The organism is Sphingobium sp. FG58 (assembly GCF_057809055.1).
The window spans coordinates 1-23,246 of record NZ_JBMDJF010000003.1 but is presented as its reverse complement, the minus strand read 5'-3'; the positions used below and the strand labels follow the sequence as shown (position 1 = coordinate 23,246).

26 protein-coding genes are annotated in these 23,246 nt (G+C 63.2%); 16 read left to right on the top strand and 10 right to left on the bottom strand.

Going from position 1 to position 23,246, the window contains the following annotated elements:
• The first annotated feature begins 80 nt into the window (after positions 1 to 80).
• A complete protein-coding gene (locus ACODR8_RS04870) occupies positions 81 to 278 on the top strand; it encodes a hypothetical protein (RefSeq protein WP_294132189.1) in 198 nt (65 codons plus the stop codon).
• A gap of 5 nt (positions 279 to 283) precedes the next feature.
• Here ACODR8_RS04870 and ACODR8_RS04865 read toward each other — a convergent pair whose 3' ends face one another.
• Positions 284 to 1,594 (bottom strand): MFS transporter, encoded by a 1,311-nt coding sequence (locus ACODR8_RS04865; protein WP_217671906.1) that lies wholly within the window; start codon positions 1,592 to 1,594, stop codon positions 284 to 286.
• Between the two features lie 132 nt (positions 1,595 to 1,726).
• On the opposite strand from ACODR8_RS04865, the gene pgsA reads away from it, so the two are divergent.
• The 3 genes from pgsA to ACODR8_RS04850 are packed head-to-tail and all read left to right on the top strand — an operon-like array spanning position 1,727 to position 3,000.
• Positions 1,727 to 2,290 carry a CDP-diacylglycerol--glycerol-3-phosphate 3-phosphatidyltransferase gene (gene pgsA / locus ACODR8_RS04860; RefSeq protein ID WP_119745326.1) on the top strand — a complete coding sequence of 188 codons (564 nt, stop codon included), beginning with the start codon at positions 1,727 to 1,729 and terminating at the stop codon, positions 2,288 to 2,290.
• Positions 2,291 to 2,293: 3 nt separating this feature from the next.
• The gene (moaD, locus tag ACODR8_RS04855; protein ID WP_489006215.1) at positions 2,294 to 2,554 is read left to right on the top strand and encodes a molybdopterin converting factor subunit 1; all 261 of its coding nucleotides are present in this window, start codon (positions 2,294 to 2,296) and stop codon (positions 2,552 to 2,554) included.
• Positions 2,551 to 3,000, top strand: a complete 450-nt coding sequence (locus ACODR8_RS04850; RefSeq protein ID WP_489006214.1) for a molybdenum cofactor biosynthesis protein MoaE — start codon at positions 2,551 to 2,553, stop codon at positions 2,998 to 3,000. The genes moaD and ACODR8_RS04850 overlap by 4 nt, the downstream gene beginning before the upstream one ends.
• A gap of 253 nt (positions 3,001 to 3,253) precedes the next feature.
• Here the strand turns inward: ACODR8_RS04850 and ACODR8_RS04845 are convergent, their stop codons facing one another.
• A complete protein-coding gene (locus ACODR8_RS04845; RefSeq protein WP_217671910.1) occupies positions 3,254 to 4,183 on the bottom strand; it encodes a hydrogen peroxide-inducible genes activator in 930 nt (309 codons plus the stop codon).
• A 39-nt stretch (positions 4,184 to 4,222) separates the two neighbouring features.
• A complete protein-coding gene (locus ACODR8_RS04840; protein WP_489006213.1) occupies positions 4,223 to 4,996 on the bottom strand; it encodes a sulfite exporter TauE/SafE family protein in 774 nt (257 codons plus the stop codon).
• Positions 4,997 to 5,184: 188 nt separating this feature from the next.
• On the opposite strand from ACODR8_RS04840, the gene epsC reads away from it, so the two are divergent.
• Together epsC and ACODR8_RS04830 are read left to right on the top strand one after the other, a co-directional pair.
• Positions 5,185 to 5,901 carry a serine O-acetyltransferase EpsC gene (gene epsC / locus ACODR8_RS04835; protein ID WP_489006212.1) on the top strand — a complete coding sequence of 239 codons (717 nt, stop codon included), beginning with the start codon at positions 5,185 to 5,187 and terminating at the stop codon, positions 5,899 to 5,901.
• Positions 5,901 to 6,239, top strand: coding sequence for a DUF2794 domain-containing protein (locus ACODR8_RS04830; RefSeq protein ID WP_006954549.1), 339 nt, complete (start codon positions 5,901 to 5,903; stop codon positions 6,237 to 6,239). The genes epsC and ACODR8_RS04830 overlap by 1 nt, the downstream gene beginning before the upstream one ends.
• Before the next feature lie 199 nt (positions 6,240 to 6,438).
• Here ACODR8_RS04830 and ACODR8_RS04825 read toward each other — a convergent pair whose 3' ends face one another.
• Positions 6,439 to 7,497 (bottom strand): hypothetical protein, encoded by a 1,059-nt coding sequence (locus ACODR8_RS04825; RefSeq protein WP_489006211.1) that lies wholly within the window; start codon positions 7,495 to 7,497, stop codon positions 6,439 to 6,441.
• Positions 7,498 to 7,635: 138 nt separating this feature from the next.
• On the opposite strand from ACODR8_RS04825, the gene ACODR8_RS04820 reads away from it, so the two are divergent.
• Together ACODR8_RS04820 and ACODR8_RS04815 are read left to right on the top strand one after the other, a co-directional pair.
• On the top strand, positions 7,636 to 8,565 hold the full coding sequence (locus ACODR8_RS04820; RefSeq protein WP_489006210.1) for an NAD(P)H-dependent flavin oxidoreductase: 930 nt from the start codon (positions 7,636 to 7,638) through the stop codon (positions 8,563 to 8,565).
• A 406-nt stretch (positions 8,566 to 8,971) separates the two neighbouring features.
• A complete protein-coding gene (locus tag ACODR8_RS04815; RefSeq protein ID WP_489006209.1) occupies positions 8,972 to 9,763 on the top strand; it encodes a nucleotidyltransferase family protein in 792 nt (263 codons plus the stop codon).
• A 109-nt stretch (positions 9,764 to 9,872) separates the two neighbouring features.
• Here ACODR8_RS04815 and ACODR8_RS04810 read toward each other — a convergent pair whose 3' ends face one another.
• Both ACODR8_RS04810 and ACODR8_RS04805 read right to left on the bottom strand, forming a co-directional pair.
• Positions 9,873 to 12,185, bottom strand: a complete 2,313-nt coding sequence (locus ACODR8_RS04810) for a putative bifunctional diguanylate cyclase/phosphodiesterase (protein WP_489006208.1) — start codon at positions 12,183 to 12,185, stop codon at positions 9,873 to 9,875.
• Complete coding sequence (locus ACODR8_RS04805) at positions 12,182 to 12,796, bottom strand: cupredoxin domain-containing protein (RefSeq protein WP_489006207.1); 615 nt, start codon at positions 12,794 to 12,796, stop codon at positions 12,182 to 12,184. The genes ACODR8_RS04810 and ACODR8_RS04805 overlap by 4 nt, the downstream gene beginning before the upstream one ends.
• A 115-nt stretch (positions 12,797 to 12,911) precedes the next feature.
• Here ACODR8_RS04805 and ACODR8_RS04800 point away from each other — a divergent pair, with 115 nt between their 5' ends.
• From ACODR8_RS04800 to ACODR8_RS04790, 3 genes are all read left to right on the top strand, one after another.
• Positions 12,912 to 13,784, top strand: a complete 873-nt coding sequence (locus tag ACODR8_RS04800) for a DUF3034 family protein (protein WP_489006206.1) — start codon at positions 12,912 to 12,914, stop codon at positions 13,782 to 13,784.
• Positions 13,785 to 13,797: 13 nt separating this feature from the next.
• Positions 13,798 to 14,268 carry a group I truncated hemoglobin gene (locus ACODR8_RS04795; RefSeq protein WP_489006205.1) on the top strand — a complete coding sequence of 157 codons (471 nt, stop codon included), beginning with the start codon at positions 13,798 to 13,800 and terminating at the stop codon, positions 14,266 to 14,268.
• 79 nt (positions 14,269 to 14,347) lie between these two features.
• A complete protein-coding gene (locus tag ACODR8_RS04790) occupies positions 14,348 to 14,530 on the top strand; it encodes a CsbD family protein (RefSeq protein WP_489006204.1) in 183 nt (60 codons plus the stop codon).
• Positions 14,531 to 14,566: 36 nt separating this feature from the next.
• On the opposite strand, the gene ACODR8_RS04785 is transcribed toward ACODR8_RS04790, so the two are convergent.
• Positions 14,567 to 15,946, bottom strand: coding sequence for an alanine/glycine:cation symporter family protein (locus ACODR8_RS04785; protein WP_489006480.1), 1,380 nt, complete (start codon positions 15,944 to 15,946; stop codon positions 14,567 to 14,569).
• Positions 15,947 to 16,070: 124 nt separating this feature from the next.
• On the opposite strand from ACODR8_RS04785, the gene glmM reads away from it, so the two are divergent.
• From glmM to ACODR8_RS04760, 5 genes are all read left to right on the top strand, one after another.
• The gene (glmM, locus tag ACODR8_RS04780; RefSeq protein ID WP_217673302.1) at positions 16,071 to 17,411 is read left to right on the top strand and encodes a phosphoglucosamine mutase; all 1,341 of its coding nucleotides are present in this window, start codon (positions 16,071 to 16,073) and stop codon (positions 17,409 to 17,411) included.
• Positions 17,412 to 17,525: 114 nt separating this feature from the next.
• Positions 17,526 to 17,750, top strand: coding sequence for a DUF1272 domain-containing protein (locus ACODR8_RS04775; protein WP_489006203.1), 225 nt, complete (start codon positions 17,526 to 17,528; stop codon positions 17,748 to 17,750).
• A complete protein-coding gene (thiD, locus tag ACODR8_RS04770; RefSeq protein ID WP_489006202.1) occupies positions 17,747 to 18,514 on the top strand; it encodes a bifunctional hydroxymethylpyrimidine kinase/phosphomethylpyrimidine kinase in 768 nt (255 codons plus the stop codon). Before ACODR8_RS04775 ends, thiD begins: the two co-directional genes overlap by 4 nt.
• A complete protein-coding gene (gene rnhB / locus ACODR8_RS04765; RefSeq protein WP_489006201.1) occupies positions 18,507 to 19,106 on the top strand; it encodes a ribonuclease HII in 600 nt (199 codons plus the stop codon). Before thiD ends, rnhB begins: the two co-directional genes overlap by 8 nt.
• 222 nt (positions 19,107 to 19,328) lie before the next feature.
• Positions 19,329 to 19,994 carry a L,D-transpeptidase family protein gene (locus ACODR8_RS04760; RefSeq protein WP_489006200.1) on the top strand — a complete coding sequence of 222 codons (666 nt, stop codon included), beginning with the start codon at positions 19,329 to 19,331 and terminating at the stop codon, positions 19,992 to 19,994.
• On the opposite strand, the gene ACODR8_RS04755 is transcribed toward ACODR8_RS04760, so the two are convergent.
• Genes ACODR8_RS04755 through ACODR8_RS04745 form a run of 3 tightly spaced genes read right to left on the bottom strand, consistent with a single transcriptional unit; the run spans position 19,950 to position 22,872 of the window.
• Entirely contained in the window at positions 19,950 to 20,369 is a 420-nt protein-coding gene (locus ACODR8_RS04755) for a TadE/TadG family type IV pilus assembly protein (protein WP_489006199.1), read from the bottom strand. The genes ACODR8_RS04760 and ACODR8_RS04755 overlap by 45 nt on opposite strands.
• Positions 20,366 to 20,872 (bottom strand): TadE/TadG family type IV pilus assembly protein, encoded by a 507-nt coding sequence (locus tag ACODR8_RS04750; protein WP_489006198.1) that lies wholly within the window; start codon positions 20,870 to 20,872, stop codon positions 20,366 to 20,368. The genes ACODR8_RS04755 and ACODR8_RS04750 overlap by 4 nt, the downstream gene beginning before the upstream one ends.
• A complete protein-coding gene (locus ACODR8_RS04745) occupies positions 20,869 to 22,872 on the bottom strand; it encodes a pilus assembly protein TadG-related protein (RefSeq protein WP_489006197.1) in 2,004 nt (667 codons plus the stop codon). Before ACODR8_RS04745 ends, ACODR8_RS04750 begins: the two co-directional genes overlap by 4 nt.
• Between the last annotated feature and the right edge of the window lie 374 nt (positions 22,873 to 23,246).

Here is a 23,246-nt window from a genome sequence, read left to right as displayed (position 1 = left end):
TCTGTCCCGCACCGGGACAGGCCAATCTTAACCATCATTCGCGATGGCCCCAAAGGTAAATAATGCGTTAACCTGCGACCATGCGAACACGTCCCCTTGTCCTGACGACCGAATCCGCCCGCCACCCCTTTCGCCAGCGGTTGCCCCAGCATGTGCTGCGCGTCGTGGAGCCAGCGCCTGCGCGCAAGCGGAAGATGGTTGATGACGATAGCGACTGGAAGCTGTTTGGGTTGAGCTTCTGCGCCTTCTTCACGGCATTCTACAGCTTCATTTCCTGAGCGCATCACGCGCAGACAGGGCCGTCGCAGGCCTTGTGCAGTTTCCACGCCAGCCAGGCGCAGGGCAGGCAGAGCAGGGCGACGAGCAGCAGCTGCTTCACCACCGACAGCCCGGCAATCGTCAGGCCGATCGCTATCACCGATCCGATCACCATCGCGCCTGAATTGACGATATTATTGGCCGCGACCGTGCGCGCCGCTTCGCATTTTTCCACCGTAGTGGTCAGGAAGGCGTAGAGCGGTACGACGAACATGCCGCCAAAGGTCGCAACACCCAGAAGGCAGGCGGACAGCGCGATCGCCATGGGATGGGCGAGGAAGCCGGTAAAGGACAGCATCTCCCCGGCGGGCGCGGGCGTCCAGAGTGCGCACACGACATGGAAGGCGACGATGCAGGCGCCCATGCCGATGACCGATGCGGGGGCATATTTTGCCGACACATGGCCGCAGAGCAGCCGGTTGATCGCGACCGATCCGATGGCGATGCCGATCGAGAAAATGCCCAGGAACAGGCTGGCGACGGACTTGTCGGCGGTCAGCACATTTTTGACCAGCGGCGGAAACTGGATGAACAGGATGGAGCCGACCGCCCAGAACAGGCTGATCGACATGATGGCCAGAAAGAGTCGGCGGATGTGCATGGTGCCGCGCACCAGCGTGACGGACGATCGGATGATGTGGAAATCGATCGGCGTGCGTTCCAGCAGCGACGGGGCGGGCGGCACTTCACGGCCCGCGACATAGCCGATCAGCGCGGTGATGACGATGCCGATGGCGGCAATCTCCACCGGGATCAGGCCCGCCAGGATCGTGCCGGCGAGGATGGCGATATAGGTGCCGGCCTCCACCAGGCCGGTGCCGCCCAGCACTTCTTCATCGTGAAGATGCTGGGGCAGGATGGCATATTTGATCGGGCCGAAGAAGGTGGAGTGAACCCCCATGGCGAACAGCGCAAGCAGCAGCAGCGGAATGGCCAGCGTGTGGATGGCGATGCCACCCCAGATGAGGCCAAGGCCCGTCGCGCCGACCAGCATGATCGCGATTTCCGCGCCCTTGACCCATCGGATGATGACCGCCTTGTCGCGCTGGTCGGCCAGTTGCCCCGACAGCGCCGACAGCAGAAAGAAGGGCAGGATGAAGATGCCGGTCGCCAGCGCGCTGAACCAGGTTTCGGACCGTTCGTCATTATAGACCTGATAGACGACGAACAGCACCATCGCGTTCTTGAACAGATTGTCGTTGAACGCACCCAGCAGCTGGGTGATGAAAAGCGGCAGAAAACGGCGCTTGTTCAAGAGCCTGAGAGAGGCTTTCATGGATGAATCTGGCTTCTTTTCCGTTAGCGACCGGTGCGGGGTCTAGCCGCTGCCGGTGCCGCTGTCCAATCCCGTCACCGCAAACATCTGCCGCGCCTTGTGCGTCGGGCCGGACTGTGGCAGTCGGCGGCGATGCTGACGCTGCCTAATCTGCTCACGCTTTCGCGCATCGTCACGGTGCCGTTGCTGGTCGCCCTGCTGTGGCCCGCGGAAATGGGGGCGCGCTGGATCACCGGCTATGCGCTGGCCTTCGCGCTCTATTGCCTGATGGGCATCACCGATTATTTCGACGGCTATCTGGCGCGCGCACAGGGCGCGGTGTCGCGGCTGGGCATTTTCCTGGACCCCATCGCCGACAAGATCATGGTCGCCGCCGTCATCCTGATGCTGACCGCGACGCGCGACATAGCGGGCATCCACATCGTTGCCGCGATGATCATTCTGCTGCGCGAGATTGCCGTGTCGGGCCTGCGCGAATTTCTGGCGGGGATTCAGGTGTCGGTGCCGGTGTCGCGGCTGGCCAAGTGGAAAACGACGTTCCAGATCATTGCGCTGGGCGCGCTGATCCTGGCGGGGGCGGTGCCGCAATTCCCCTTCGTCCAGGCGGTCGGCATCGTGACGCTATGGGCCGCGGCCTTGCTGACGCTGATAACCGGCTGGGATTATCTGCGCGTCGGCATAAAGCATATGGATTGAGCGATGGCGGCTCTGACGATCGTCTATTTCGCCTGGGTGCGCGAGCGGATCGGGCTGGATGAGGAGCAAGTGGCGCGGCCTGATCTGGGCGCGACCGTTGCCGATCTGGTGGCTGGACTGGCGGCGCGGGGCGGCGGTTATGCCGAGGCGCTGGGCGATGTGACGCGGCTGCGCGCGGCATTGGACCAAAGGTTCGTGGCCCTCGATACGGTGATCGGCGATGCGCGCGAACTGGCGCTGTTTCCGCCGGTGACCGGGGGATGAAGCGGGTCGCGGTGCAGGCCGGGGATTTCGACGTCGCGGTGGAACTGGCCGCGCTCGAAGCGCTGGGCGGCGGCGGGGTCGCGAGCTTTACCGGCGTGGTACGCGGTGGCGGCGGGTTGGTCGCGCTGGAACTGGAACATTATCCGGCGATGACGCAGGCGCAGGTCGACCGCATCTGTGACGAGGCGATGGCGCGCTGGCCGCTGCTGGGCTTAACCGTCATCCACCGCTTCGGGCGGCTGGAGCCGGGCGCGCGGATCGTGTTCGTCGGCACGGCGTCGCGCCATCGCACCGCCGCGCTGGAAAGCTGCGCCTTCCTGATCGACTGGCTGAAGTCGGAGGCGCCCTTCTGGAAGAAGGAGCATTTCGCCGATGGCGCGACCGGGTGGGTCGAGGCGCGGGTTGAGGATGAGGTGAAGGCGAAGGGGTGGAATGGCCACGACTGAACGCTACTGCAACTCCTCTCTTTGCAGGGACGGCTACTGTGCATGACGTTCCGTTATCCCTTCAACGTCATGCTGAACTCGTTTAGCTGCGCTGGCCTGCGGCTCAGCATCCATCATGCCCCCAAAGCCCCTGTTTGAGACGAGAAATGGATCCTGAGCCGAAGGCCAGCGCAGCTAAATAAATTCAGGATGACGATGAAGGAGGGTGCAGTTTCAAATGCGATAGCCCTGCCCTGCGGGGGAGGATTTGATGCTACGCCGCCTCCACCATCACCGCCGGAGGGTCGGACGCCTCGCGCAATATCCCGGCGAGCAGATGAAATTCCTTTTCGCGCGGACTGTTCTTGCGCCAGACCAGGGCGATGTCGCGCCAGGCGCGGTCGGAGCGGAGGGGGCGGGCGACGATCTGGGTATGTTCCAAAATGCCGCTCGTGATCGCCATTTCGGGCAGCATGGTGACGCCCAGGCCATTGTCGACCATCTGGATCAGCGTGTGCAGCGACGTCCCCATCATGATCGCGCTGGCGCGCAGTTCGGGGCGGTTGCAGGCGGCGAGCGCATGGTCCTTGAGGCAATGACCATCCTCCAGCAGCAATAATTTGCTCTCGTCGATCATTTCCGGCCCGATCCAGTCGGGCGGATCGCGGGGATCATCGCGCGGGAAGGCAACATAGAGGCGGTCCTGAAAGAGGATTTCGCTTTCCAGTTCGCCAGTGGGGAAGGGGAGGGCGAGCAGGACGCAATCGACATTGCCGTGGCGGAGCGATTCGATCGCCGCCGATGTGGTTTCCTCACGCAGATAGAGTTTGAGTTCGGGGCGGTCGGCGCGCAGCCGGGGGAGGAGGCGCGGCAGCAGGAAGGGGGCGATGGTCGGGATCACGCTCATGCGTAGTTCGCCCGACAGCGGCTTACCGGACGCTTCGGCGATGGCGGAAAGCTCCTCCGCCTCTCGCAACACCCGGTGCGCCTTTTCCACGATGCGATCGCCCAGAGCGGTGAAGCGGACGACGCGGCGGGTGCGCTCGACCAGGGTGACGCCGAGCAGCGACTCCAACTCGCGGATGCCCGCCGACAGGGTGGACTGGGTCACATAGCAGCTGTCGGCGGCCTTGCCGAAATGACCCTGTTCCTTCAGCGCAACCAGATATTGCAGCTGTTTGAGGGTGGGCATGTAGTTGGACATCTATCGGCTTCCTCGATCAGAAAGCCGAATATAAGTGCCTTAGCCGATATATCCAAGAAATTTGGCGAGGCCGAACATCGAGGTGATGGTCAGGATGATGCCGACCGCCGTGAACAGCAGGCGGGGCGGGATATGCCGGGCGAGCATCGCGCCGATCGGGGCGGCCGCGACGCCGCCGATCAGCAGGCCGAGCGTATAGGTGGTGAAGGCCTGCCAGCCCAGATGAATGAGGAAGGTGATGCTGATCGACAGGGTCAGGAAGAACTCGACCGTATTGACCGTGCCGATCGTATGGCGCGGGCTGGACCCCTGCAACAACAGGTTGGACGTCACGATAGGCCCCCAGCCGCCGCCGCCGGTCGCATCCATGAAGCCGCCCACCAGGCCGAGCGGCGCAACCCAATTGGGGTCTTTCTGCTTGGGCGGCAGGTGAAAGCCGCGCCAGACCAGATAGAGGCCGATGCCCGCGAGATAGGCCTGAATATAGGGTTTGATGACCGCGCCGTCGATGTTGGACAGGACATAGGCGCCGGTCACGCCGCCGATGACGCCGGGGATGATGAGTTTGGAAAACAGCTTCCAGTCCACATTCTTGTGCAGGATATGGCTGATAGCGGAGACGGCGGTGGTGAAGGTTTCAGCAACATGGACACTGGCCGATGCGCGGCTGGGCGGCACGCCGAGCGTGAGCAACAGGGTGCTGGAGATGACGCCATAGGCCATGCCGAGCGCGCCATCGACCATCTGGGCACCAAAGCCGACAAGGATGAAGGGCAGGATTTCGCCGAAATTGGCGATGAAAGCGTCGATCATCCGGTTGCCTCTGGTCTGATTGTCTACTTCTATGATTGGCTTATCCGGGGCCGCCAAGCAAGTTTCTATTTTGGCTCGCAAAGGGGAAATAGCGCCGTCTCTGGAAAAATCGGACCTGCGACGCTATGTTGGGGGCGATTTTGTTACAGCGGCGTGCGGACAGGCACGCCCGGTTCGGGGACATGTGGATGGTACGCAACCTCATTGCCTATCTTGATTCGGTCAAGTCGCGCGATCCCGCGCCCCGTTCACGGGCGGAAATCCTGCTTTATCCGGGCATTTGGTCGCTGGCTTTCCACCGGGTGGCGCATCGGCTCTACCGGGCGCGGCTCTATTTCCTGGCGCGGGCGGTCAATCATTTCTCGCGCTTCCTGACCGGGAACGACATTCATCCGGGCGCCAAAATCGGCAAGCGTTTCTTCATCGACCATGGTTTTACCGTGGTCGGCGAGACGGCGGAGATTGGCGACGATGTCACGCTGTACCAAAATGTGACGCTGGGCGGGACTGATCCGGCCAATGGTATTGCGGGCAAGCGTCACCCGACGCTGGGCAATGGCGTCATCGTCGGGTCTGGCGCGCAGGTGCTGGGGCCGGTGACGGTCGGCGCGCGGGCGCGGGTCGGGGCCAATGCGGTGGTGACCAAGGATGTGGCCGAGGGCGCGACGATGGTGGGCATCCCTGCGCGCGCGATGCTGGTCGACGTGACCGCCTATCAACGCGACTTCATGCCCTATGGCACGCCCTGCACCGATTGTTTCGACCCGGAAAAGCAGAAGCTGGAACTGCTCCAGTGCGAGGTCGAGCAGTTGCAGAAGCGGCTGGCCGAGCTGATCGCGGAACAGCAGCGGCCAAAGCTGCCCGATGATGAGCCGTCGCTGTTCAAGGAACGTGGCCGGGCCTGATGTCCAATGTGACGCCGTTTCCCAAGGATGGGACGGGGCAGGTCGGGTTCGACCGGCTGGAATTGCAGCGGATCATGGACCTGTATGGCCGGATGGTGTCGGCCGGGCACTGGCGCGACTATGCGATGGATATGGGGCGGGAGGCCGCGATTTTCAGCGCCTTCCGCCGCGCCGCCGAACGCCCCGAATATCGCATCGAAAAGCGCCCGGCGCTGCGCAACCGGCAGGGCATGTGGGCGCTGGTCGGCGAGGGCGGCCATATATTGAAACGGGGCCAGGAGTTGCAGAACATCCTGGCCCCGGTCGAGCGCAAATTGTTGCGGATCGTCGAGGGGTAAATTCTTGCCTTATAGGGTTTTGCGAAATTCGTACCGTTTTCAGATTTTGTCATCCCCGCGAAGGCGGGGATCCATCTCCTGACCTACAATCAAGTGGATAGGTTGGGAGATGGATTCCCGCCTGCGCGGGAATGACGACACTATTTGAGAGTGTCTGAGTTTCGCAATTCCTCCCCAAGGCAAGCTTGGGGAGGAATTTTTACGCCGGTGCGCGGTCCAGATAGGGCAGCTTGTCGGTCAGGACCGGGGGCAGGCCGCTGACCACCAGCGTGCGGGCATGGTGCCAGAGCGCGGAGAGCAGCAGCAGCGAGGAGCCGATCACCAGCGCGGTGAAGGCGGCGGAGAGTTCGACCGCGCCTGCCTGCTTGAACAGGGCGTAGAGGGCGAAGAGGACATAGGCGAGGCTGGACACCAGCAGCGCGCGCCGGTCGATCGCCAGGGCGACAAGGCCAAAGGCGACATAGAGGGCGATCACCATCAGCGCCTTGGCCACGCTGATGTCATCGCCGTCGAACACGCCCAGCAGATGGAACAGCGAATGGGCGATCATCGGCGCAGCGGTCAGGTGCAGCCAGAAGGCGACATCCGACCGGCGGGTGATGCGGCTGCGGTCGGACATGTCCCACCACATCGCGAAGGCGAAAATGGTGAGACCGCCGGCGAGCAGCAGCAGGAAGGGCAGTGTCTGATTGAAAGGCACCGCCGCAATGATCAGGCTGGCGACGACGAGCGCCGCCGCGCCTGCGCCCGCCGCGACCGTGATCGGCACCATGAAGCGCCGCCAGTGCGCGAAGGCCGCCAAGGCGCTGAACGCAGCCACGCCCGACAGGATCAGCGCGCCGCCGCGATGTCCCGCATCGGGGAAGAATTGCGCCGCCAGCGCGCCAAGCGAAAAGGCGACACCGCCGACAAAGCCTGCCAGCAGCAGGATGGAGGGCAGCGCCATGCGCCGCTGGCGGGTGAAATATTCGGCCAGCCCCCAGCTGGTCGCCGCGACCAGCAGGCCCGACATCAGCGAGGGATGATGTTCCGCCGCGCCCAGCCGCACGCTGTTGCCCAGCCAGCCCACAGCGACCAGCAGGATGACGCCAGCGATCGACACGAAAATATCGTTGAAGCCGGTCAGCAGGCGGAAGGATTCTTCATCCACCACCGGGCTGGACCGCAACCGGGCGACATGGTCGCGCAGCGCCTGCGCACTTTGCGCCGGGATCACCCCGGCCGCTACGGCATCCTGTAGATCGCTCTCGCTATACATCGTCCAGCTCCAAAGGACTGTTGATTATGTGCCTTCATAGCATGACTGTATTATATCATCAATACAGCAGATTTGGCCTTTTTCTGCGGCCCGGCGAATGATAGCGCGGATAGCGAACAATGAAGGAGAGCCGCGATCATGACCCTGCCGACATCGCTTCAAGGCCGTTTGTCGTTGCCGCTGATCGGATCGCCGATGTTCATCATATCGCAGCCCGAACTGGTCATCGCCCAGTGCCGCGCGGGCATTGTCGGCGCTTTCCCCTCGCTCAATGCCCGGCCTTCGGGCGTGTTCGAAAGCTGGCTGCAACGGCTTCAGGCGGAACTGACCGACAAGGACGCGCCCTTTGCCGTCAACCTGATCGTCCACAAGACCAATCCCCGGCTGGAGGAGGATCTGGCGCTGTGCGTCAAATATCGCGTGCCGATCATCATCACGTCGCTGGGCGCGCAGGAAAAGGTGAATGAGGCGATCCACAGTTATGGCGGGATCGTGCTGCACGACATTATCAACGATCGTTTCGCGCGCAAGGCGATAGAGAAGGGCGCGGACGGGCTGATCGCCGTCGCTGCGGGAGCGGGTGGCCATGCCGGGACGCTCTCGCCCTTCGCCCTGGTTCAGGAAATACGCCAGTGGTTCGACGGGCCGCTGGCCCTGTCCGGGTCGATCGCGACGGGCCGGGCGATCGCGGCGGCGCGGATGATGGGGGCGGACCTGGCCTATATGGGGTCACCCTTCATCGCCACGAGCGAGGCCAATGCCGACGCCGCCTACAAGCAGATGATCGTGGACAGCCACGCCGACGACATCGTCTATTCCGACGTGTTCACCGGCGTCCACGGCAATTATCTGCGCCCCAGCATCGTTGCATCGGGCATGGACCCGGACGCGCTGCCCAAGGCGGCGGACATGGATTTCGCCAGCGCGATGACCGACAAGAAGGCTTGGCGCGATGTGTGGGGATGCGGGCAGGGGATCGGCGCGGTGACTAAGGTGCAGCCCGCTGGCGCGTTCATCGCGGGGTTGAAGGCGGAATATGACGCGGCGGTGGCGGGGTTTGTGGCGTAATCGCATCCTGTCCTGTTAGGCAGGGCTATCGCACATGGAACCGCGCTCACCTTAACTCGTCACCCTGAACTTGTTTAGCTGCGCTGACCTGCGGCCCATGGTCCATTTCTCGTCACGAGCGGCGGCTTTTGGCGCACGATGGATCCTGAAACAAGTTCAGCCCAAGCGACTGTTCGGGTTCGATAACCGTGCGGAGGGGTAATCACGCTGAACTGGGGGCTCGTGCGCCCAAGGATGAAATGATCTCCCCGCCGGAGCCGCTGCGATATCTCTATCATTCAACGGCTCAGACAAGTTCAGGGTGACGAGTAAAGTGGGTATGGATCGATTTGCGATAGCAGGATTTGGGCGACACAAACTGTATAACTCGCTTTGCGCGCCGCGCTCCCTTGGCTAGAGGGCAGTCATGACCGAGCCCATCACCGCCATCCTGCTCGCCGGATCAAGGCCGACGGCTGATCCTCTCGCCGTGGCGGCAGGGGTGGCGATCAAGCCGCTGGTGCCGGTGGCGGGCGAGCCGATGATCAATCATCCGGCCCGCGCGTTGCTGGCCCATCCGGCGGTGGGGCAGGTGATTGTTCTCACCCAATCGCCTGATACCTTTGCTGCCGATCCCGCGACGGCATGGTTGCTGACGCACCCGCATGTCCGGTTCGAGCAGAGCGGCGCAGGGATTGCTTCCTCGCTGCTGGCGCTGCTGGAGCGGGGCGATGTGCCATTTCCAATTTTGCTCACCACCGCCGACCATGTGCTGCTCGATAACGCGATGCTCGACCAGTTTACCGCTGAGGCGACGGGCGCGGACATTGCCGTCGCCATGGTAGAGCGGCGCACATTGCTGGCGCGCTATCCGGGGTCGCGTCGCACCTGGCTCAAATTTCGCGATGGCTGGTGGTCGGGGGCCAATATCTTCTGGTTCGGCAGTGACCGGGCGCGGCCTGTCATCGCATTGTGGCAGGAGGTAGAGCAGGACCGCAAGAAGGGCTGGAAGATCGTGTCGGCCTTTGGTCCGATCGCGCTGATCGGCACGTTGTTGCGCATATTGACGTTGCGCGGCGGCATAACCCGGATCGGGCGGCGTTTTGGATTGGTTGCCCGGCTGGTCGCTATGGAAAAGGCCGAAGCCTGCATCGATGCGGACAAGGTGGACGATGTGGTGCTGATCGAACGGATCGTCGCCGCGCGAATAAGCACCTAGGCCCCTAATCTCCGTTCGTTTCAAGCGAAGTGGAGAAACCTGTGTGTGACGTTTCTCGACTTCGCGCGAAACGAACGGAGGTGGAGTTTCAGCCAAGAGCGACGACGCGCTAAGCCGCCTTGCGCGCGCCGTCGAGCTTGCCCAGCAGCGCCTCGACATCCTGCGCCGGGATCGGGCGGCTGAACAGATAGCCCTGGATCTGGCCGCACCCTTCTGCGCGCAATATGTCGAGCTGTTCGCTATGCTCCACGCCCTCGGCGGTGGTTTCGATCCCCAGCGCGTCGGCCAGCGTCGTGATTGCGCGGATGATGGCGGTCGCGCCCTTATGCTCCAGCAGATCGACGATGAAGCTGCGGTCGATCTTGAGCTTGTCGAAGGGGAAGCTGCGCAAATAGCTGAGCGAGCTATAGCCGGTGCCGAAATCGTCGAGCGCCACCCGCACGCCCAGCGCGCGCAGGCTGTGGAGCGAGGACAGCGTCGCCTCGACATTGTCGATGAACAGGCTTTCGGTGATTTCCAGCTCCAGCCGGTTGGGCGCGATGCCGGACCGCGCCAGCGCCTGCAAGACCACGGCGGTCAGATTCGGGCTGCGAAACTGGATCGGCGATATGTTGACGGCGACGCGAATATGGTCGGGCCAGGTCGCGGCGATCCGGCAGGCTTCGTGCAGCGCCCATTCGCCGATGGGGATGATGAGGCCGGTTTCTTCCGCCAGCGGGATGAAATTGACCGGCGACACCATGCCGCGCGTGGGATGCTGCCAACGCAGCAGCGCTTCAAACGCGGTGACGCGATTTTGCGACAGGCCAAAGAGCGGCTGGAAATGCAGGGCCAGTTCGCCATTGCGCAGCGCGTCGTGCAGGTCGGTTTCCAGCGCGCGGCGGGCCTGCGCCTCGGCATCCATGGCGCTTTCGAAGAAGCGATGGCTGCCCTTGCCCTCGCTCTTGGCCCGGTGCAGCGCGAGTTCGGCATTTTTGAGCAGGCTGGTCGCGTCCGCCCCGTCCTGCGGACTGAGCGCGATGCCGACGCTGGCGCTGACGATGATGCGATGGCCGTCAATATCGAAAGGTTCGGCCATGGCCGCGACGATGGCGCGACCGGCCTGATCGGCGGTCTGTCCGCCTGCGCGCAGTTTGACCGCAAATTCGTCCCCCGCCAGTCGGGCGACAAAGCCGCTGGGGCAGGTCGCGGCCAGGCGCGTGCCGACTTCGCACAGCAGGGCGTCGCCGATCGGATGGCCAAGCGATTCGTTGATCGATTTGAAATTGTCGATGTCGACGCTGAACAGCATCAGATGGCCGCCCTCGGCGCGGGTCAGGCCCAGCGCGACCTGTTCGCGCAGCATCGCCCGGTTGGGCAGGCCGGTCAGCGCGTCGTGGAACGCCATGTGCGCGATCTGCGCCTCGCGCGCCTCGACTGCATCGACCATGCGGTTGAAGCTTTGCGCCAGACGGCCGATTTCGTCGCGCGTCTCGACCTTCACCTGGGCATGTTCGCCTGCGCTCACCTTGCGGGCGGCGGCCTCCAGCGCGACGATCGGCTGGGTCAGGCGGCGGGAAGCCGCAAATACGCCAGCCACCGCCAGCACGCCGCCAATCGCGCCAAAGCCGAACAAGGCCCAGAGGATCGGGGCATAGCCCGCCATGGCGCGGGTCAGACTATATTCCAGCACCAGCATTTCCGGCGCCGTCTCGATCAGCGTTTCGACTGGCCGGGTCTGCACCAGCATGAGTTCGCCATCGCGCATGACTTCGCGCAGGCCGCCATCGGCCTTGTCCGCCCGCGCGACGCGCGAGAGCGGCATGAGTTGCGGATGCAGGTCGATCGAGGAGAGTTTCGCCAGCGCGTTGAGGTCCGCCGGACCCATGTTGCGGGCGAACACGACCCAGCCGGTCAGCATCGGCGCGCGCACCGGTGCGGCAGCCGCGATATGGCTGTCGCTGCCCCATCGCACGACGCCCTGCGTCCGCCCGGCGTCGAGCGCGTCGTAAAGCTGATCCTGTTCCGGGCGGCTCAAATCCTTGATGTCGCCCACCACCGTGCCATCGACGCCGACGAACAGCGCATGGTCGAGCTGGAAGCGCCCTTCCAGACTATGCAGCGCGGACTCGATCGTCGGGGCGTCACCGGTGCCTACCGCCTCGCGGAAGCCGAAATCGCTGGCCAGCACATCGGCCCCCTGGCCAAGCTGGCGCAGCTGCATCGCTGAAATCCGGTCGAACAGCGCGCTGCCGACGTTCATTTCGCGCCGGATGACATTTTCGGCATAGCTTTCGATGGCATTGCGCGTGCCGAACAGGGTCAGCGTCGTCACCGCTACGAACAACGCGCCGTAAAAGAGCGTCATCCTGATCGTCAGGGTCGACTGCGCCGCGCGCCGCCAGCGCCGCCATAGTCGTTTCAGGCGGAGCGCGCGGGTCATCTGGAGGCGCGCAACGCCAATGGCACGCTCTTGCTCACCGTGCCGCTGCCGGGAATGGGCAGGTTGATCAGCAGTTCATTATCCTTGCCCTTGAGCAGCGGATGCCACACCGTGACCTGCGCCGTGCCGGTCGCCAACCCGTTGATCCGCGCTTGCCCTGCGGCATTGCTCTTGGTGGCAAAGGGGGTGTCGACCACCTTGATGAAGCCGCTCATCGCGTCGTGAATATTGCAGCCCAGCGCCACCGCGCCCGCGCTGGTAAAGGTATAGCTGCGGCTTTCATCCTGCCCGAACAGCTTGATTTCAAACTTGGCGGGTTTGGAGAAGGAATAGACATGGTGCCGCACCTTGTCCTTGTTGGGGAATTTCACCGTCGCGCCGACGGGCACGATCAGAACATGGGGCGCAAAGGCGATATTCTGCTGCACCATCGTCGTGCCCCAGGGGAAGCGGATCGGCCCGGCCGGGATGCCGCCCGCGGGGCGAACGGTGACGACCGCGTCACTGACCGGGCGACCAGCGGAATCGACGATCCGAAGATCAAGGTCACCCGCGATTGCCGGACTGGCGATCAAAGACAGGGCAGCAAGGAGTAGGCGTGACTCGTTCATGGTTACTCTTGGTAAATGGAAATATTGAACAAATGTTTAGTTCATTTTGGATCAGATTTTCGGAGGGTTAGGGCGGCAAACCCTATTTTAACCATGATCTGCCTAACAGCCGATCATGACCTGTTTCCGTCCTCTCCTGCTTGCTGCCCTCACGCTGGCCGCTGTGTCGCCGCAACAGGGCATGGCCAGACCGATCCGCAATGGCGGCAAATTGTTGCTGACCAATGGCATCACTTCGCTGGAAGGCGCGTCAGGCGGTGGCCTGACCCCCTGGGCGGTCATCGCAGGCAATGAGACATCCGACGGCATCGGCCTGTCGGCCCATGGCACGCTGGTCGAGGTCAAGGATTATGACTATCAGAGCGCGGGTGTGGCGATCGGCATCCGCGACCGGATCGAACTGAGCTACACGCATCAGGATTTCAACACGAACGAGATTGGCGCGGCGCTGGGACTGGGCAAGGATTTTGCCTTTTCGCAGGATATTTTCGGCGCGAAGGTCAGGCTTGCGGGTGATCTGGTCTATGACCGGCTGCCCGCCATCGCAGTCGGCATCCAGTATAAAAATAATAATCAAGGGGCGATCGTCCGCGCAATTGGCGCGAAGAATGACGAGGGCGTCGATTATTATGCCTCCGTCAGCAAATTATTCCTCTCCCGTTCCATCCTTCTGTCCGGCACCGCGCGTCTGACCAAGGCGAACCAGATGGGGCTGCTGGGCTTTGGCGGCGGCAAGCAGGGTGGGCATACGCTCCAGTTTGAAGGATCGGCCGCCTGGCAATTGTCGCGCCGCATCGCGATTGGCGGGGAATATCGGCGCAAGCCCGACAATCTCAATATCGCGCGGGAGGATGACTGGTTTGACGCCTTTGCCGCCGTCGCGATCAGCCGCAATGTCACCGCGACGATTGCCTATGCTGATCTGGGATCGATCGCCACGGTGAAGAAGCAGCGCGGCGTTTTTCTCCAGCTTCAGACCGCCTTCTAAAGGACGCAATCCCATGTCCCTGATCCTGTCGCTGCTGCTGTTGCAGGCCCCCCATGCGCTGCCAGGCGAAACCGCCGTCGACCCCTATGTGGCCGATAACCGCCATGCCGGGGCCGCACCGTTTGAGGGGGACGGCATGGCCAAGGCCTTTGGCGGGCAGGACGGCATCCGCCGCATCGTCGACCGCTTCGTTACGATCAACTTTGCCGATCCGGTGATTGGCGAGATTTTCGCCAATCATGATCAGGTCCGCCTGAAGCGCACCCTGTTCGAGCAATTCTGTTTCATCCTGAACGCCGGGTGCGACTATACCGGGCGCGATATGGCCAGCGCGCACAAGGATCTGGGCGTGCAGAAGGCTGATATGAATCGTCTCGTTGAAACGCTCCAGCGGGCAATGGGCGAGGAGGGCGTGAGCTTTCAGGCGCAGAACCGTTTTCTGTTCAAACTCGCGCCGATGCGCCGCGATGTGATTGAAAAGTAACGTTACGCCTGCGGTCCGACGGAAACCCTTTCTCCATGCGCTCGTTTAACATGTGGAAATCACGCAAGGAGTAAATCAGATGGGTGAAGCAACCGACAAGCTGAAGGCCGCTGGCAACAAGGTTGCTGGTGCCGTCAAGGAAGGCATCGGCAAGGCGACCGACAATGAGCGTCTGGAGTCCGAAGGCAAGGCGCAGAAGGCCAAGGGCACGGCACAGGACGTCGCCGGTTCGGTCAAGGGTGCGCTCGGCGACAAGATCTGAATTTGAGTTGCTCCCAAGCAGGAGAAAGCCCCGCCCTTATCCGGCGGGGTTTTCTTTGTCCGCCAGATAGGCGCGCACGTCCCGCCGCAACTCGCCTGCGCACAGATACAGCGCGATGACATTGGGGATAGCCATCAGGAAGAAACTGCTGTCGACGATGCCGACGACGCGGCCAAGGTCGATCGCGGCGGCGGGCGGCAGGGCGACGATGTAGAGGATCTTGTAGGTCCATTGCGCGCGCGGGCCATGGCCGAACAGATAGCCCCAGGCCTGCAAGCCATAAAAGCCCCATGCCACCAGCGTCGAGTAAGCGAACAGGAACACCACGACCGCCAGCAGCCAGGGGAACCAGGGCGACACCTGCGCAAAGGCGGCCGACGTGATCGCAATTCCCTCCAGCCCCGTATTCCATGTTCCGGCAACGACCAGCGCCAGTCCGCCGAGCGCGCAAACGATCATCGTGCCGAGCAGGGGTTCGAGCAGCGCGACCAGCCCTTCGGACACCGGATGCCGCGCCCGCGCCAAACTATGCGCCATCACCGCCGACCCGACGCCTGCCTCACTCGCAAACACGGCGCGGCGCATCCCCGCGACGAACGCGCCCACCGCGCCGCCGGTCGCCGCCTGACCGCTCCACGCCCCGTCCCAGATCAGCGCCAGTGCGCCCGGAATGGCGTCCAGATGCAGGATCAGTATCGCCAGCACGCCCGCCAGATAGACCGCGACCTTCAGGGGGGTCAGCCGCTTGGCGACCTCCCCCAGCCAGGCCGCGCCACCCAGCGTCACCAGCGCGACGGCTCCGGCGAGGAATACGCCATAGGCCCAGCCATTGGAAAGGCCGGTAACGACCTTCACCTGCGCGAAACTCTGGTTCACCTGCACCATCGGGATCGCGCCGAACAGGGCGAAGAAGGCATAGGCGCCGCCCAGCATCATGCCGATCCTTGGCCAGCCGCGCGCGGCGCCAACCGCTTTCAACACATACATCGGCCCGCCATGGACATGGCCCTGTGCGTCAAACACGCGATATTTCAGGCCCAGCGTGACCTCCGCCATCTTCACCGTCATCGCGAACCAGCCGATGATGAACATCCACAATATCGCGCCCGGCCCGCCCATTGTCAGCGCCACCGCGACGCCCGCAATATTGCCAAGCCCGATCGTGCCGGACAGCGCGGTGCTGAGCGCTGCCCACTGGCTGACATCGCCCTGCGCTTCGCCCTTGTCCGGCTGGGTGCGCAGGATGCGGATCGCGCGGCCGACCTGGGTAATGTTGGGAAAGCCCAGCCAGAGCGTAAAGAACAGCATCGGCAGTGCCAGATACAGCACGATCAGTTCGATCTGCGCGCCCGCCACCGGCACCTTGAAAAACACCGCGCCCGAAAGCGCGTCGATAAACCCATTGAAACTGTCCATCGCGTCGGGATGCCGCGAGGCCGCTGGAAAGTCGATCAAGAAAAACTTGGGCTTTCTCTCCTCCCGCTCAGCCCGAACGGTTCTGGGGTTGATACGGGGCGCCTCCCCGGTGCATGAGAAACGCATGACCAGACGATATTTCGGCACCGACGGCATACGCGGGCGCACCAACGCATGGCCGATGACGGCGCAACTGGCGATGCAGGTCGGCATGGCGGCGGGGACCCATTTCCAGCGCGGCGACCACCGCCATCGCGTGGTGATTGGCAAGGATACGCGCCTGTCGGGCTATATGGTCGAAAATGCGCTGGTCGCGGGCTTTACCGCGGTGGGCATGGACGTGGTGCAGTTCGGGCCGATCCCGACACCCGCCGTCGCGATGCTGGCCCATTCGATGCGCGCCGACCTTGGCGTCATGATCTCGGCCAGCCACAATCCCTATTTCGACAATGGTATCAAATTGTTCGGGCCGGACGGCTACAAGCTGTCGGACGAAGATGAGCTGAAGATCGAGGCGCTGATCGATCAGCAGGTGCCGCTCGCCGCGTCCAAGGATATCGGCCGCGCCCGGCGGGTCGAGGATGCGCGTGGCCGCTATATCCATGCGGTCAAATCCAGCTTCCCCGCCGACCTGCGGCTCGATGGCCTGAAAATCGTTATCGATTGCGCCAATGGCGCGGCCTATCAGGTCGCGCCGTCGGCCCTGTGGGAACTGGGCGCGACTGTCGTGGCGGTCGGCGTCAATCCCAACGGCACCAACATCAATGACGGCTGCGGATCGACCGCGCCTTTGCTGTGTCAGGAAACCGTCGTGTCGTCGGGCGCGGATATCGGCATCGCGCTGGATGGAGACGCGGACCGGCTGATCGTGGTCGATGAGAAAGGCCAGATCGTCGACGGTGACCAGATCATGGCGCTGATCGCCGCCAATTTCGCGCGCGCGGGGACGCTGCGCGGGGGCGGACTGGTGGCGACGGTAATGTCCAATCTGGGGCTGGAGCGCTTCCTGACCGGGCAGGGCATCGGGCTGGAGCGCACCAGCGTGGGCGATCGCTATGTGCTGGAGCGGATGCGCAGCGGTGGTTTCAATGTCGGCGGCGAACAGTCGGGCCATATGATCCTGTCCGACTATGCGACTACCGGCGACGGAACGGTCGCCGCGTTGCAGGTGCTGGCCGCACTCGTCCGTTCCGGCAAGCCCGCCAGCGAGACGCTGCACCAGTTCGACCCGGTGCCGCAATTGCTCAAAAATGTGCGCTTTTCCGGGGGCAAGCCGCTGGAGCATGACGACGTCAAGCGCGTCATCGCGCAGGCGGAGGCAGAGCTGACCGGGGTTGGCCGTCTGGTCATCCGCCCGTCCGGCACCGAACCGGTGATCCGGGTCATGGCCGAAGGCGACCGCGAGGAACAGGTGCGCGACGTGGTCGATCGCATCTGCGCGGCGGTCGAGAAGGCGGCGGCGTGAGAGAATTTCTCCACCGTCATCCTGACGAAAGTCAGGATCCAGAGTCGCTCTCTCAGCGCCTGGCGCTCTGGATCCCGGATCGGGTCCGGGATGACGAGGATGGGAGTTGGCTCCATGCTTGAAATGCGCCCCGATTGCGAACGCTGCGGCACGGACCTGCCCGCCGATGAACCCGGCGCATTCATCTGCTCGTTCGAATGCACCTTTTGCGCGCCCTGTGCCGAGGCATTGGATGATCGCTGCCCTAATTGCGGCGGCGAATTGATGGACCGGCCGAGCCGCACGGGCAAGGCGCTGGCGGGCAATCCTGCGTCCACCATGCGCCACTATAAGGGATGAGCATCGCGCGCATCCTGATCATCGCCGGGTCCGACAGTGGCGGCGGTGCGGGTATCCAGGCGGATATCAAGGCGGTGACGATGCTGGGCGGCCACGCCATGACCGCGATCACCGCGATCACCGCGCAGAATACGCTGGGGGTGCAGGGCGTCCACCCGATCCCGACCGACATGGTGCTGGCGCAGATGCACAGCTGCATCAACGATATTGGCGTCGATGCGGTGAAGATCGGCATGATCGGATCGGCGGAGACGGCGATGGCGGTGGCGGAACTGCTCAGCGGCCTGAGCGACGTGCCGATCGTCTTTGATCCGGTTATGGTGGCGACCAGCGGATCGGTGTTGGCCGACGCGGCGACAATCGCGGCGTTCGAGAAATTGATGGCGATCGCCACGCTAGTGACCCCCAACATCCCCGAACTGGCAGCGCTTGGCGGCGAAGGCATTGCCGCGCGCTTTGGCACGCATGTGCTGGCCAAGGGCGGGCATGGCGTGGGTGCGCTGCTGGTTGACCGCTTGGTCGGCCCGAATGGTCTGGTCACCGACTGGACCGACCCGCGCATCGACACGCCGCACACCCACGGCACCGGCTGCACGCTGGCCAGCGGGATTGCGACCGGGCTGGGGCAGGGGATGGCGTTGGGTGCCGCGATTGCACGGGCGCGCGCTTATGTCCGCGCGGCGCTGACGATCGCGCCGGGGCTGGGCGGCGGGCATGGGCCGATGGGTGCGCCGCCAGAATTTCTTGCGCATTTTCATGCCTGATTTCGCCCATGAACTGCGCCATCATCCGGAGCTGGTCGCTGGGGTGGATGAGGCGGGCAGGGGACCGCTGGCCGGGCCGGTGGTAGCCGCCGCCGTCATCCTGCGGGCGGAAGATTGCCCCGAAGGCCTCAACGACAGCAAAAAGCTCTCGGCCAAACGACGCGGGGCGCTGGAGGGGGAGATCAAGGCGCGCGCGCTCTGCTGGGGGCTTGGGGTCGCCAGTGTCGAGGAGATCGACCGGATCAACATCCTCTGGGCAACGATGCTGGCGATGACGCGGGCGGTCGAGGCGCTGGGGCAGGATTGCCAGCATGTGCTGGTCGATGGCAACCGGGTGCCGGACTGGCGCTGGCCCGCCACTGCGGTCGTGGGCGGGGACGCGCTGTGCCTGTCGATCGCGGCGGCCTCCATATTGGCCAAGGAAGCACGGGACCGGATGATGCTGGAGGCGGCGGCCAGCCACCCTCATTATGGATGGGAGAGCAACAAGGGCTATGGCAGCGCGCAGCATCTGGCCGCGCTGCGGACTCATGGACCGACGCCGCTGCACCGGCGCAGCTTTGCGCCGGTTGCGCAGATGCTGCTGATTTAAGCTATCTCCCCTCCCCAGCGGGGAGGGGTCGGGGGAGGGGGAGCGAGGCGAAGCTGAGCGTCAACTCTGGCGGCAGTACACCCCCACCCAACCTCCCCCTCAAGGGGGAGGAGACAGGAAGGGCGAGATACTGCGTCTTTCCCCCTGTCCCAAGTCGGGACCAATGCGGTAAAGCGCATCCCACCCTCTGGCGCGCAGCTGGCTTATGGTTAAGAAAGGCTTATGCTTTTCCCCCGGCTGTTCGTCCTGCTGTGCTGCCTGGCTATGGGCATTCCGTCCGCGCGGGCGGAGCTGGCCGATATGCCGCTGGCACCAGGGGGCTTTCGCTGGGCCGATGACGAGGCTGCGGGCGGGCCGCTCTATCTGATCGTCAGTATCGCGCGGCAACGGGTGCATGTCTATCGCGGCGACCGGCTGATCGGCGCGGCCAGCGTGTCCACGGGGACGAAGGGGCACCGCACTCCCACCGGCAGCTTCCCCATCCTGCAAAAGCGCCAGTGGCACCGCTCCAACCTCTACAGCAATGCGCCCATGCCGTTCATGCAGCGGCTGACCTGGGACGGCATAGCGCTCCACGCCGGGCATAATCCCGGCTACCCGGCCAGCCATGGCTGCATCCGCCTGCCCTATGCCTTTGCCCGGCAACTCTTCGCGCTGACGCAGATCGGCACGCTGACGGAGGTTACCAGCGACCGGCTGAACGCCGCGATCCTGCTCGACCCGCTGGTCGTGGGGGATGCGGGGAGCAGCGTGGTGACCTTTGGCATGGGCGGCGATATGCGGCGCGGGAGTGAGACGCGGGTGCCGCTGCTGGAAATCGACCCGGATATTTTCGGGGTCTGGTCACGGGGTGCTGACGGCCGGCATACAGGCCGCACTGTTCAATGATGTCGGCATAGCAGGGACCAGCCTGCCAACGGTCATTTGAAAAGGCAGGGCCAGACTGACCCTGGCCATATCGTCGATGCCGTCGCATGTGACATTTTTTTCGATGGTGACGCCCGCCAAAGGCAGGGTCAGGCCCGATCGCGCAACATGGGTCACGGCAAATTGTTTAGCCGCGTCATCGTCGGCGCACGAAGGATCGCCGATGGCCACACAGCGCGCCGTTGCATAGGCGGACTCCTGAACGACCTGAAGGCACCATAAGGCCCGTCCGGCTTCGATGATGCCGAAGATGAACAGCAGGAGGAGCGGCGCGACGAGCGCGAATTCCATGATCGTTGCTCCCCGGCGATCTTCCTTTATGGCGCGCAGCTTCATTGCATCCGCACCGTTACACGAGCGGTGATTTTCGAGCCGTCCAGCCAGGGATTGGGCAGCACGACATGGTGGTAGGTCGCTTCGGCCGCGATGGTGAGATAATAGCCGGAAAGCCCGCCTGACGGACAGGTCGCTCCACATTGCGCATGGGCTGTGAACGACCCGTTGGTCGGCGAAATGCAACCACAGGTGCGCGCGACATTGACGCAGCTGCTGCCGTCATTGCACGTCACGCTCACGGTCGGCGTGCTGCCGATATGGGCGCTGGCGGTCACATATTGGGCGACTTTTACCGGGTCCACATTGGTCCGCGCATTGAACGCGGCAATGGATGCTTCGCTGACGGCGCGCTTCAATCGCTGCTTGTGCAGGGCGTAGATGCCGAAATCGGCGCTGACGACCAGCAAGCTGAGAATGAAGATGCTCGACAGGGCGAATTCGATGGTGGCGACGCCGCGCTGGTCGCGACGCGCGCGTGCGATGAGGGAAGAGAGTGTGATCATCGGACCAGCGAGACCCCGCTGCTACTGCCTGACCCTGATGAGGAAAGGGGGGAGCAGGAGGAGGTGGAGGCGCCGGCGCCACCAAAGACGGTGACCGTCTGGGCCACCAGGCTCCAGCATTTGCCGCCACCACTTAACTGGCCACCGCTGCGCACGGTCAGGACCGAGTTGGGGACATAGATGATGCCTGCCAATATGCTGCTGCCGCCACCTTCGATCACCGTGGCACTGCTGCTGTCGGTGATGAAAAGAAAGTCCCTGATTGCCCCGGTTCCGCCGCCGGTGGGCGCGGTCAGGGCCAGATGGGCGCTGCCAGACAGGACGACGTCGCCCGACAGGATGAAGCTGATGTCGGTGCCGGTCATGCTGCCGGTTGTCGTATTGTGGAAATTGCCGTTGATATAATAGGCGCCTGATCCGAACACCGCATTGCTGCTGAGCGTCAGGTCGCCGTTGATATAGTGGCTGGCGGTCGTGCCAAATGTGATGGTGCCAGCCGCCTGGATCGCGCCGTTGGCGCTGAAAGCCCCGTGGCCAAGGACGAGCGTGGAACCGCCGCCGGTCAATATCGCATTGCCATCGCCCCAGCTATCCTTGGTGATGGCAAAGGCGCCGTTCCCGAAACGGACCGACGATGAACCCCCTATATTCAATTTGCCGTTGATGTCGGTATCGCCATCGCCGACCGTCAGGCTGGTTGCGCCTTGGGTATCGATCGGGCCGAAATAGTGGCGTCCTGCGCCGATCGACGTGGTTGAACTGCCCTGCAATGTCGTGCGGCCCAATATGGCGAAATTGCCACTGCCCGTTATAAAACTGCCCGAAACGATCAGGTTGCCGCCAATGGCGACATTGGCTGAACCACCGTCGCCCAACCAGAATCCGGCGCCGGTGTTGTTGACGCTGCCGCCGACGTTCAGATTGGCGCTGCCCGTGATGACCAATCCGGTCCCGCCGCCGGCAAAACCGACATCGCCATGCGTGTTGATCGTGCCGTTGCCCTCTATCCTGATCGCCGCAGCGTTCTGGATGCTTCCCCCGACATTGATCGTGCCGTTGCCGCGAATGGTGATGCCGGGCCAGATTCCGGTGATGTTGTTGCGGACATTGATGGTCGTCGGCCCGCTGAACGCGACATTTTCCGTCACCGACATCGTGTCGAAATCATAGGTGCCGCCAGGGAATACCCATGCGCTGCCGTCCCACACGCCGGTAACGGACGTGCCGCCGTTGGTATAGACATAGGCGTTGACCGGCCACCATGTCCGCTGGAACTGGGCGCTTGGCGCCGATACGCCGACAGACGGGATCGCGGACAGCACCGGCACCAGCACTGGCGTAACCGTGCCGATCCTGGCGCGGGCGGCGAGCATGTCGGCGTTACCGCTCAACGGATCGCTGACAAGGGCAGCGCCCTCCTTCTTCAGATCAGCCTGGATGCTGCTGTCATAGGGCGGCGTGTGGATCGCGCCGTGCGCGCTGATCGCTTTGGCGCTGATCGTCGATCCGCCTTCGGCATAGGCGTCGCTATTCGTCCAGATCGCGCAATCGGGGGCGGCAATGCCCGACCCGCCCGTTGCGGAAACGCCATGGCTGGCACTCTGCGCCAGCGCGATGATGCATGGCGATGAGGCGGGGGGCAGTTTGGCAAACGCGGTTGCGCTAACATCAAAACTGGTTCCCAGCCCGAATATGCGGCTAAAGAAATAGGGTTGGGTTGTCGTGACGATGGCCCGGACGGCGCGTGCGCCACTGCTGTCGGGCGAATCCACGATCGAAACAGCGACAGCATCGGCAACCAGGCCGGAGCCACGGGTAATCTCCCTGGCGGTTCCCAGCATCTCGCTTTCGGATTTGTTGACCAGATACACATTCGCAGCGGCCAAGGCAGCCATGTCCGCAATGCTCTGATTGGCGACGCGTTCGGCATAGCCGTTACTGAGTTCGACGCCGAAACCGATCATGCCCGCCAATATCGGGAGCGATAATGCGCCCATCATGGTAACGCTACCAATTGCGTTGCTGCGTAGCCCCTTTGTTCGAATTGAAAACATGCGACCCCTAGCTTCTAGCTATGTGGAATTATCACTATTATTTTTACGCCTTATCATTTATGCGACTGCCTGGCGCTTTGTGAATCGGGTGCTGCATTGCAATGCATAATTTTTCGTAAATGATATGTTTGGGCAACATAGGTTAGGATTCCGCCACGCCCGGACGATTTATTGCGGATATTTTATGGCCGGAAGGCTGGCCAGCACGGCATAATTCCGTCATTGCCGCTACGGTATCCTGCCTTTTGTCAAGCCGGGACTGTCAGATCGTGTCCCGCGGGATGGTGTAACAGCGGGTATCCTCGGTAGAGGATCGGACT